The organism is Flavobacterium sp. (genome assembly GCF_035760125.1).
GTDB lineage: Bacteria > Bacteroidota > Bacteroidia > Flavobacteriales > Flavobacteriaceae > Flavobacterium.
Map to the genome: position 1 here is coordinate 1 of NZ_DASTTN010000089.1, position 10861 is coordinate 10861.

Sequence of the window (10861 nt, forward strand, 5' to 3'; positions counted from 1 at the left end):
GGAGCATTACAATATGAAGTTATTCAATACCGATTGGAGCATGAATATGGTGCAAAATGTACTTATGAAAACTTCCCTGTTCACAAAGCCTGCTGGGTTAAACCAGACGATGCCAAGAATGAAGAATTTAAAGAATTTAAACGCATAAAGCAAAAATTCCTCGCAAAAGACAAATACAATCAATTAGTATTTCTTGCGGATTCTGATTTCACCATTCAAATGACACAAAGCAAATATCCAAGTGTCAAATTATTTTTCACTTCTGAATTTGATTAAATTTACAATTAGAAATACAAAAAAACGCCAACATTAAGTTGGCGTTTTTTATATACAAATTAAATTTAACCTTAAATAAATACTAACAAGATTTGATATTTATTGCTTTTTTCAAAAGTGTCTTCACTAATAAGTGATTTGGCTCTCTACCGGAAGTTAAAATACTTTTTTTAGAATAAAATGAATCACTAGACATAGTGCCATTGACATCTTCTTTCGTCCCCATAAACCACAAAATAAAATTCATATTTGAATTCAATTCTGAAGCCGATACCTTCGCAGGAGCTGTGTCATCAGTTTTAATATTTTGACTCATTGAAACTTCATTTGAAGAAATTTCAAAATCTGACTTTTGGGCAAAACCATTAGAGCTTGCAAAAAAAACGAACATAACTAAAATCCAACACTGAATTCTGTCATTGTTTTTTTTTACAATTCTAAAAGCTCTATTCATTTTTTCGTTTATGATGAATTAAGAAACATCAACAGGCGCGAAACTAACTGAATAGATAACTAAGAAAAAAAATAATCGTCAAAGGGTTAAAAAAACCGTTTAAGTACAAAAAATATGAAATTGATATACAACAGAGAAAAAATTAACCTATGCGCACATACCATAATTAAACATGAAATTAGAATGTACCAATTAATTTAAAAGGCAACAAGTGTTTTTTCCAAATAAAAAAAGACCCCATTTCTGGAGTCTTCATTTTTTGAATTATGCTTGCCCTGTAGGACCAAAATTAATGGGAATTGCAGGTTGTTCAACCTCTTTAATTTCACCATGAGTTACTTCAAAACGGTGAATATTTTCACCTAAAGCTTTGAGCAATCTTTTAGCATGTTGTGGAGTCAAAACAATTCTTGATTTCACTTTTGCTTTTGGAACACCTGGCATAATACATACAAAATCTAATACAAATTCAGACGAAGAATGATTGATTATAGCCAAATTGGAATAAATACCTTCAGCTACTTTTTCATCTAATTCTATATTAATCTGCTCTTGTTGTTGTTTAGAATTGCTCATAAAATTTATTTTTATCAAAATTCTCTCTCTACATAAGTAAAGAGAGAACATTGAGGAAAAGAATTAATAAATATATTCTTCTTTATTTGCCATCATATCATTATAATCTTCTCTAGATCCTACAATTGCATTATCATATTCTCTCATACCTGTACCGGCTGGGATTCTATGCCCTACAATTACATTTTCTTTCAATCCTTCTAATAAATCAACTTTACCTGCAACAGCAGCTTCGTTTAATACTTTTGTTGTTTCTTGGAAAGAAGCAGCAGAAATAAATGATTTAGTTTGAAGAGAAGCTCTAGTAATACCTTGTAATACAGGTGTTGCAGTTGCAGTAATTACATCACGTGCAACAACAAGGTTTTTATCTGTACGCTTCAATAATGAATTCTCATCACGCAACTGACGCGGCGTTATGATTTGACCTGGTTTTAAAATACTTGAATCTCCAGCATCTTCAACCACTTTCATTCCATATAAATTATCATTTTGAACGATAAAATCTTTAGTATGAATTAATTGATCTTCTAAGAATAAAGTATCACCTGGATCTTGAACTCTAACTTTACGCATCATCTGACGTATTACTACCTCAAAGTGTTTGTCGTTGATTTTTACCCCTTGAAGACGGTATACTTCCTGAATTTCATTTACCAAATACTGTTGAACAGCAGCAGGTCCTTGAATTCTCAAAATATCATCCGGAGTAATTGCACCATCAGACAAAGGAACACCAGCTCTTACGAAGTCATTTTCTTGAACTAAAATTTGACTTGATAATTTAACCAAGTATTTTCTAATATCACCAAATTTAGACTCAATAACGATCTCACGGTTACCTCTTTTAATTTTTCCAAAAGAAACAACACCATCAATCTCTGAAACTACAGCTGGGTTTGAAGGATTACGAGCCTCTAACAACTCTGTAATTCTTGGTAAACCTCCTGTAATATCCCCAGATTTAGATGAACGACGTGGAATTTTCACCAAAACTTTACCAGCTTTAATTTTCTCCCCGTTTTCAACCATCAAGTGAGCTCCAACTGGTAAGTTGTAAGAACGGATTAACTCTCCTTCTTTACCGTAAACCAATAAAGTTGGTATTAATTTTTTGTTTCTTGACTCAGAAATTACTTTTTCTTGGAAACCAGTTTGCTCATCAATTTCAACCATGAACGATTGTCCTTGCTCTAAATCTTCATAAGCAATTTTACCGGTAAACTCAGAAACGATAACCCCGTTATATGGATCCCATTTACAGATTACATCTCCTTTTGCAACAGACTGACCGTCACCTACAAAAATACTTGAACCGTAAGGAATGTTATTGGTACTTAATAAAATACCTGTTTTTTCGTCAATTAATTTTAATTCTGTTGAACGAGAAACTACAATATCAACTGCATTACCTTCGCTGTCTTCACCTTTAACAGTTTTTAAATCTTCGATTTCTAGTTTACCTGCAAAACGAGTTATAATACTAGATTCTTCAGAAATACCTCCTGCAACCCCTCCAACGTGGAAAGTACGTAATGTCAACTGTGTCCCTGGTTCCCCAATAGACTGTGCTGCAATTACACCAACTGCCTCACCTCTTTGAGTCATTTTACCAGTAGCTAAGTTTCTACCGTAACATTTAGCACAAATACCTTTAGTAGCCTCACAAACCAATGGCGAACGTACTTCAACTTTCTCCACTGGAGAAGCTTCGATACCTTTCACTAATGCTTCTGTGATTTGCTCACCAGCATGAACTAAAATCTCACTTGTTAAAGGATTAATTACATCTTGCAATGCAACACGTCCTAAGATTCTTTCTCCTAATGATTCAACAATTTCCTCATTTTTCTTCAAAGCAGAAACTTCAATACCTCTAAGAGTACCACAATCCTCGATATTAACAATAACATCTTGAGAAACATCATGTAATCTTCTAGTTAAGTATCCAGCATCGGCCGTTTTCAAAGCCGTATCCGCAAGACCTTTACGAGCACCGTGAGTAGAGATAAAGTACTCAAGGATAGAAAGACCTTCCTTAAAGTTAGAAAGAATCGGGTTTTCAATAATTTCACCACCACCAGCAGTAGATTTTTTAGGCTTAGCCATCAAACCACGCATACCGGTTAACTGACGAATTTGTTCTTTGGAACCCCTCGCTCCAGAATCAAGCATCATATACACAGAGTTGAAACCTTGTTGGTCTTCTCTAATGTTTTTCATTGCTAACTCTGTTAATTGAGCATTTGCTGAAGTCCATACATCAATAACTTGGTTGTAACGCTCGTTATTGGTAATAAGACCCATGTTATAATTTGCAGAAATACCTTCAACTTGCTCTCTAGCATCTGCAATTAATTTTGGTTTTTGTTCTGGGATTCTAATATCACCAAGAGAGAATGATAATCCTCCTTTGAATGCAAATTTATAACCCATATCTTTCATATTGTCCAAGAAAGCTGCTGTTGTAGGAACATCAGTCGAACTCAATACGTGTCCGATAATGTCTCTTAAGTTTTTCTTAGTCAATACATCATTGATATATCCAGCTGCTTCAGGTACTACTTCATTAAATAATACACGTCCTGCAGTTGTTTGGATAATCTGATACACTAATTCTCCAGCTTCATTAAAATCTTTAGCTCTAATTTTCACTCGAGCATTCAATTCTAATCTTCCTTCGTTCAATGCAATATTTACCTCTTCAGCAGAATAGAATGTAATTCCTTCTCCTAAAATTTTAAGTTCTGGTGTAGACAAACGCTCTTTGGTCATATAGTAAAGACCAAGTACCATGTCTTGAGAAGGTACCGTGATTGGCGCACCATTTGCAGGGTTCAAGATATTGTGAGAAGCCAACATTAATAATTGTGCTTCCAAAATAGCCTCTGGTCCTAATGGTAAGTGAACCGCCATCTGATCCCCATCAAAATCCGCATTAAATGCAGTACAAACTAAAGGGTGCAATTGAATTGCTTTTCCTTCAATTAATTTTGGTTGGAAAGCTTGAATACCTAATCTGTGCAAAGTAGGAGCACGGTTCAATAATACTGGATGTCCTTTGATTACATTTTCAAGAATATCCCATACAACTGGCTCTTTTTTGTCAATTATTTTCTTAGCAGATTTTACTGTTTTTACAATTCCTCTTTCTATCAATTTACGGATAACAAAAGGTTTGTAAAGTTCAGCTGCCATATCTTTTGGCAAACCACATTCAAACAATTTCAATTCAGGTCCAACAACAATTACCGAACGAGCAGAATAATCCACACGTTTTCCAAGTAAGTTTTGACGGAAACGTCCTTGTTTACCTTTTAAGGAATCAGATAATGATTTCAAAGGTCTGTTTGATTCCGTTTTTACTGCAGAAGCTTTACGAGTATTATCGAAAAGTGAATCTACAGATTCTTGCAACATACGTTTTTCGTTACGAAGGATTACTTCAGGAGCTTTAATCTCGATTAATCTTTTCAAACGGTTGTTACGGATGATTACACGACGGTATAAATCATTCAAATCTGAAGTTGCAAAACGACCGCCATCAAGAGGTACAAGAGGACGTAATTCTGGTGGAATTACTGGAATCACTTTCATGATCATCCATTCAGGACGATTTTCTCTATTCAAAGTAGATTCACGGAAAGATTCTACAACTTGCAGTCTCTTTAACGCTTCAGTTTTACGTTGTTTAGATGTTTCATTATTAGCTTTATGTCTTAAATCATATGACAATTCGTCAAGATTAATACGAGCCAATAAATCCATAATACACTCTGCTCCCATTTTGGCAACAAATTTATTTGGATCAAAATCATCTAAATATTGATTATCTGCAGGAAGAGTATCTAAAATATTCAAGTATTCTTCTTCAGTCAAGAAATCTAATCTTTCAATAGATTCACCATCTGCATTTTTAGCAATACCAGGCTGAATAACTACATATCTTTCGTAGTAGATAATCATATCTAATTTCTTAGACGGAAGACCAAGGATATAACCAATTTTGTTAGGAAGTGAACGGAAATACCAGATATGAGCAATAGGCACAACAAGGTTGATATGCCCCACTCTGTCTCTACGTACTTTCTTTTCAGTTACTTCAACACCACAACGGTCACAGATGATTCCTTTGTAACGTATTCTTTTATATTTACCACAAGCACATTCAAAATCTTTAACTGGTCCAAAAATTCTTTCGCAGAAAAGACCATCACGCTCTGGTTTGTGAGTTCTGTAATTGATTGTTTCAGGTTTTAAAACTTCACCTCTTGACTCTTTCAAGATCGATTCAGGAGAAGCTAATCCTATTGAAATTTTATCAAACCTTTTTACAGGATTCTTATCTTTATTATTTCTATTATTCATCATAGTTTTTACTATTGATTTATTTGCAATTAAAAATTGATTTTGTAAAGCTGTAGCAGTACTACTTTTTTACTACCTCGGATTACTTCTCTAAACTTCAAACTAAATTTTGAAGTGCTAGTCATAAAAACTTTTAAGATTTTATGAAAAATCGGAACGGGTTACGGGCATAAATCCTAAAAACTCGTAAAAATGAGTAATCAGTCTCGAAAAAAATCGGACTGATTACTATTAAACTTTAATTTATTCTTCTAAACGAATGTCAAGTCCAAGACCTTTCAATTCATGCATTAATACATTGAATGATTCTGGTAATCCTGGTTCTGGCATAGACTCTCCTTTTACGATAGCTTCGTAAGTTTTGGCTCTACCAATTACGTCATCCGATTTAACTGTTAAGATTTCACGAAGAGTACTTGACGCTCCATAAGCTTCAAGTGCCCAAACCTCCATCTCTCCAAAACGCTGACCTCCAAATTGAGCTTTACCTCCAAGTGGTTGTTGAGTAATCAACGAGTATGGACCGATAGAACGTGCGTGCATCTTATCGTCAACCATGTGCCCTAATTTAAGCATGTAAATTACACCCACAGTTGCCGCTTGGTGGAAACGTTCTCCTGTACCTCCATCATAAAGATGAGTATGTCCAAAACGTGGCACCCCAGCTTCATCAGTTAAAGCATTGATTTCATCAAGAGTAGCACCGTCAAAAATTGGAGTAGCAAATTTTCTACCCAAATTCATACCAGCCCAACCTAAAACTGTCTCATAGATTTGTCCAATGTTCATACGAGAAGGTACCCCAAGTGGGTTCAACACGATATCAACTGGTGTTCCATCTTCAAGGAAAGGCATATCTTCATGACGAACAATACGAGCAACAATACCTTTGTTACCGTGACGTCCCGCCATTTTATCCCCAACTTTCAGTTTACGTTTTTTAGCAATATATACTTTAGCTAATTTCAAGATTCCTGATGGTAATTCATCCCCAACAGTAATTGTGAATTTCTCTCTACGTAAAGCACCTTGTAAATCGTTCAATTTAATTTTATAGTTATGAATTAAATCATTAACCATTTTATTAGTTACTTCATCAGCAACCCATTGACCCTTACTTAAGTGAGCGAAATCTTCAACAGCATAAAGCATTTTTTGAGTATATTTTTTACCTTTTGGTAAAACTTCTTCACCCAAATCATTCATTACACCTTGAGAAGTTTTTCCATTTACGATATTGAAAAGTTTCTCAATCAATCTATCTTTAAGCTCAACAAACTTAACTTCAAACTCCATTTCAAGTGCCCCTAAAGCATCTTTATCTTGAGTACGTTTACGTTTGTCTTTTACTGCTCTTGCAAATAATTTTTTATCTAAAACTACACCATGTAAAGAAGGAGAAGCTTTTAATGAAGCATCTTTTACATCACCTGCTTTATCCCCGAAGATTGCACGAAGCAATTTCTCTTCTGGAGTAGGATCTGATTCTCCTTTTGGAGTAATTTTACCGATAAGAATGTCACCAGGTTTAACCTCGGCACCTATTCTAATCATACCGTTTTCATCCAAATCTTTAGTAGCTTCTTCAGAAACGTTTGGTATGTCATTCGTTAACTCTTCGTTACCTAATTTAGTATCTCTAACTTCCAATGAATAATCATCAACGTGAATAGAGGTAAAGATATCGTCACGAACTACTTTTTCAGAAATCACAATCGCATCCTCGAAGTTGTATCCTTTCCATGGCATAAATGCAACTTTAAGGTTTCTACCTAAAGCTAATTCTCCATTTTGAGTAGCATATCCTTCAGACAATACTTGACCAGGAATCACTCTGTCCCCTTTTCTTACGATAGGTTTAAGATTGATACTTGTTCCTTGATTGGTTTTTCTAAATTTAATTAAGTTATATGTTTTCTCATCAGATTCAAAACTTACCATTCTTTCTTCCTCAGAACGATCGTATTTGATAGTGATGATATTTGCATCAACGTATTCTACAACTCCATTTCCTTCTGCGTTAATTAAAACTCTAGAATCTGAAGCCACTTGACGCTCTAAACCGGTACCAACAATTGGAGCTTCAGGGCGTATCAATGGTACGGCCTGACGCATCATGTTAGATCCCATCAAGGCTCTATTCGCATCATCATGTTCCAAGAAAGGAATCAAAGATGCAGAAATCGAAGCAATTTGGTTTGGAGCAACGTCTGTATAATGTACTTGAGCAGGGTCAATTACCGGGAAGTCACCTTCTTGACGCGCAATTACGTTTTCGGCAGTGATTTTACCAGTAGCATCCATTTTAATGTTTGCTTGGGCAATTAACATTCCTTCTTCTTCTTCAGCACTTAAGTAAATAGGAGTAGCATCTAAATCAACAACTCCATTAGTTACTTTACGGTAAGGTGTTTCAATGAAACCCATTCCGTTTACTTTAGCATAAACACCAAGAGAAGAAATCAAACCAATGTTTGGTCCCTCAGGAGTTTCAATAGGACATAAACGTCCGTAGTGCGTATAGTGAACGTCACGAACCTCAAATCCAGCTCTTTCTCTCGAAAGTCCACCTGGTCCAAGTGCAGATAATCTTCTTTTGTGCGTAATCTCAGCCAATGGATTCGTTTGATCCATAAATTGAGACAACTGGTTTGTTCCAAAGAAAGAGTTGATAACAGATGATAATGTTTTGGCATTAATCAAATCTATCGGTGTAAACACCTCGTTATCTCTAACGTTCATACGCTCTCTAATGGTTCTAGCCATACGTGCTAAACCAACACCGAATTGTTGAGATAATTGTTCTCCAACTGTTCTAACACGACGGTTTGATAAGTGATCAATATCATCAATCTCTGCTTTAGAGTTGATCAATTCGATCAAATACTTAACAATGGTAATGATATCTTCTTTGGTAAGCACTTGCTTTTCCATTGGAGTATCAAGACCAAGTTTTTTATTAATTCTATAACGACCTACTTCACCTAAGTTGTAACGTTGGTCAGAGAAGAATAATTTATCTATAATACCACGAGCAGTTTCTTCATCAGGCGGTTCTGCGTTACGCAATTGTCTGTAGATGTGCTCAACAGCTTCTTTTTCAGAGTTTGTTGGATCTTTTTGTAATGTATTATGAATGATAGAATAATCAACTAGATTATTATCTTCTTTATGCAACAAAATAGATTTAACGTTAGAATCAATGATTTCTTCCACATTATCTTTATCGATAATAGTATCTCTATCAAGGATTATTTCGTTACGTTCAATAGAAACAACTTCGCCGGTATCTTCATCAACGAAATCTTCATGCCAAGTGTTCAAAACACGAGCAGCTAATTTTCTACCAATATATTTTTTAAGTCCTGTTTTGGAAACTTTAATTTCTTCAGCTAGGTCGAAAATCTCTAGGATATCCTTGTCTCTTTCGAAACCTATTGCACGGAATAAAGTTGTAACAGGTAATTTTTTCTTTCTATCGATATAAGCATACATTACGCTATTGATATCTGTAGAAAATTCTATCCAAGATCCTTTAAAAGGAATAACTCTCGCAGAATATAATTTTGTACCATTTGCATGGAATGACTGTCCAAAGAAAACACCAGGAGAACGGTGTAATTGTGAAACCACAACTCGCTCTGCTCCATTGATAACAAAAGTACCACTTGGTGTCATATAAGGTATTGTTCCAAGATAAACATCTTGCACAATAGTTTCAAAATCTTCGTGTTCAGGATCGGTACAATATAGTTTCAACCTTGCTTTTAAAGGCACACTATAAGTAAGACCTCTTTCTATACATTCTTGAATGGTGTAACGTGGTGGATCTACAAAGTAATCAAGGAATTCCAAAACAAAGTTATTTCTTGTATCTGTAATTGGAAAGTTTTCCATGAAGGTGTTGTATAACCCTTCGTCGCCTCTTTCGTCTGATTTAGTTTCTAGTTGAAAAAAATCTTTAAACGATTTTACCTGAACATCTAGAAAATCTGGATAATCAGGAATGTTTTTTGTAGAGGCAAAATTCAATCTTTCAGTCTGATTTGTTATCATCAATGGACAAAATTTTGATTAAAAAAAAGTAGTTTTTGTGTGTAAAACACAGTAATTTATAAAACAATCTATACTTTCTTTTTACAATCAATACCTCTTTAAAAATAATATAAAATGGACTCTTGTATTATTTTCTTTCTTCGTATTGATTAAAAAACCTTTTCGTATTTTAAACTATTTTATAATAAAACTTGATATAATTTTATTATACGAAAAATGGTTTAGGCCTTGAGAATACTCTCAAAGACCTAAACCTGTTTCAAAAACTAGTTAAACTTATTTAAGCTCAACAACAGCTCCAGCTTCTTCTAAAGATTTTTTAAGCCCTTCAGCTTCTTCTTTAGTTACACCTTCTTTAACGTTGCTAGGAGCACTATCAACTACATCTTTAGCTTCTTTCAAACCTAAACCTGTAAGTTCTTTAACTAATTTTACTACAGCTAATTTAGAAGCACCAGCTTCTTTCAATACAACTGTAAATTCTGTTTGAGCTTCTTCAGCAGCACCTTCACCACCACCAGCAGCAACTACTACAGCTGCAGCAGCTGGTTCGATACCGTACTCATCTTTCAATATTGTTGCTAATTCGTTAACTTCTTTTACAGTTAAATTAACTAATTGTTCTGCGAATTGTTTCAAATCTGCCATTTTTTCTATCGTTTTAAAATGATTTGTAAAAATATAATTTATTTATTGTGCGCTATTTTAAGCAACAAGGAAACTAAATTCCCTGTTTTGAGTATTATGCTTCAGCCTCTTCGCTAGCAGCGAATTGGTTTTGTAAAGCAGAAATAACTCTCTGTGCTGGTGATTGAAGCAATCCAATGATTTCGCCGATAAGCTCTTCTTTAGATTTAATAGTAGCCAATGCTTCTAATTGATCATCTCCAATGTAAATTTCAGAATTGATGTAAGCTCCTTTTAAAACAGGCTTATCCGATTTTTTTCTGAAATCTTTGATTATTTTTCCAGGTGCATTTGCAACATCTGAAATAAAGATAGCACTGTTTCCTGTTAATACAGAAGGCAAGTCACCATAATCATTAGCTGAAGCTTCCATTGCTTTTGCAAGCAAAGTGTTCTTAACAACTTCTAATTTAATTCCTGCTTTGAAACAAGCTCTTCTCAAGT

The 10861-nt window shown here is 34.6% G+C and carries 6 protein-coding genes and 1 pseudogene; 1 reads left to right on the forward strand and 6 read right to left on the reverse strand.

Features of this window, described 5'->3' with window-relative positions; all coding sequences use genetic code 11:
* Nucleotides 1-276 (forward strand): annotated as a pseudogene (gene prfC / locus VFS71_RS03695) (peptide chain release factor 3); the annotation flags it as partial.
* 82 nt (nucleotides 277-358) lie between these two features.
* On the opposite strand, the gene VFS71_RS03700 reads toward prfC, so the two are convergent.
* The 6 genes from VFS71_RS03700 to rplJ all read right to left on the reverse strand — a co-directional run.
* Nucleotides 359-730, reverse strand: a complete 372-nt coding sequence (locus tag VFS71_RS03700) for a hypothetical protein (RefSeq protein ID WP_326399440.1) — start codon at nucleotides 728-730, stop codon at nucleotides 359-361.
* Nucleotides 731-994: 264 nt separating this feature from the next.
* Entirely contained in the window at nucleotides 995-1306 is a 312-nt protein-coding gene (locus VFS71_RS03705; protein ID WP_116795918.1) for a DUF3467 domain-containing protein, read from the reverse strand.
* A 63-nt stretch (nucleotides 1307-1369) separates the two neighbouring features.
* Nucleotides 1370-5677: a DNA-directed RNA polymerase subunit beta' gene (rpoC, locus tag VFS71_RS03710; protein ID WP_326399441.1), complete on the reverse strand. Its 4308-nt coding sequence runs from the start codon at nucleotides 5675-5677 to the stop codon at nucleotides 1370-1372.
* Between the two features lie 240 nt (nucleotides 5678-5917).
* Nucleotides 5918-9730: a DNA-directed RNA polymerase subunit beta gene (rpoB, locus tag VFS71_RS03715; protein WP_326399442.1), complete on the reverse strand. Its 3813-nt coding sequence runs from the start codon at nucleotides 9728-9730 to the stop codon at nucleotides 5918-5920.
* 276 nt (nucleotides 9731-10006) lie between these two features.
* Nucleotides 10007-10378: a 50S ribosomal protein L7/L12 gene (gene rplL / locus VFS71_RS03720; RefSeq protein ID WP_315193432.1), complete on the reverse strand. Its 372-nt coding sequence runs from the start codon at nucleotides 10376-10378 to the stop codon at nucleotides 10007-10009.
* 94 nt (nucleotides 10379-10472) lie between these two features.
* Nucleotides 10473-10861, reverse strand: a 389-nt coding sequence (gene rplJ, locus VFS71_RS03725; protein ID WP_326399444.1) for a 50S ribosomal protein L10, incomplete at its 5' end; no start/stop codon positions are given.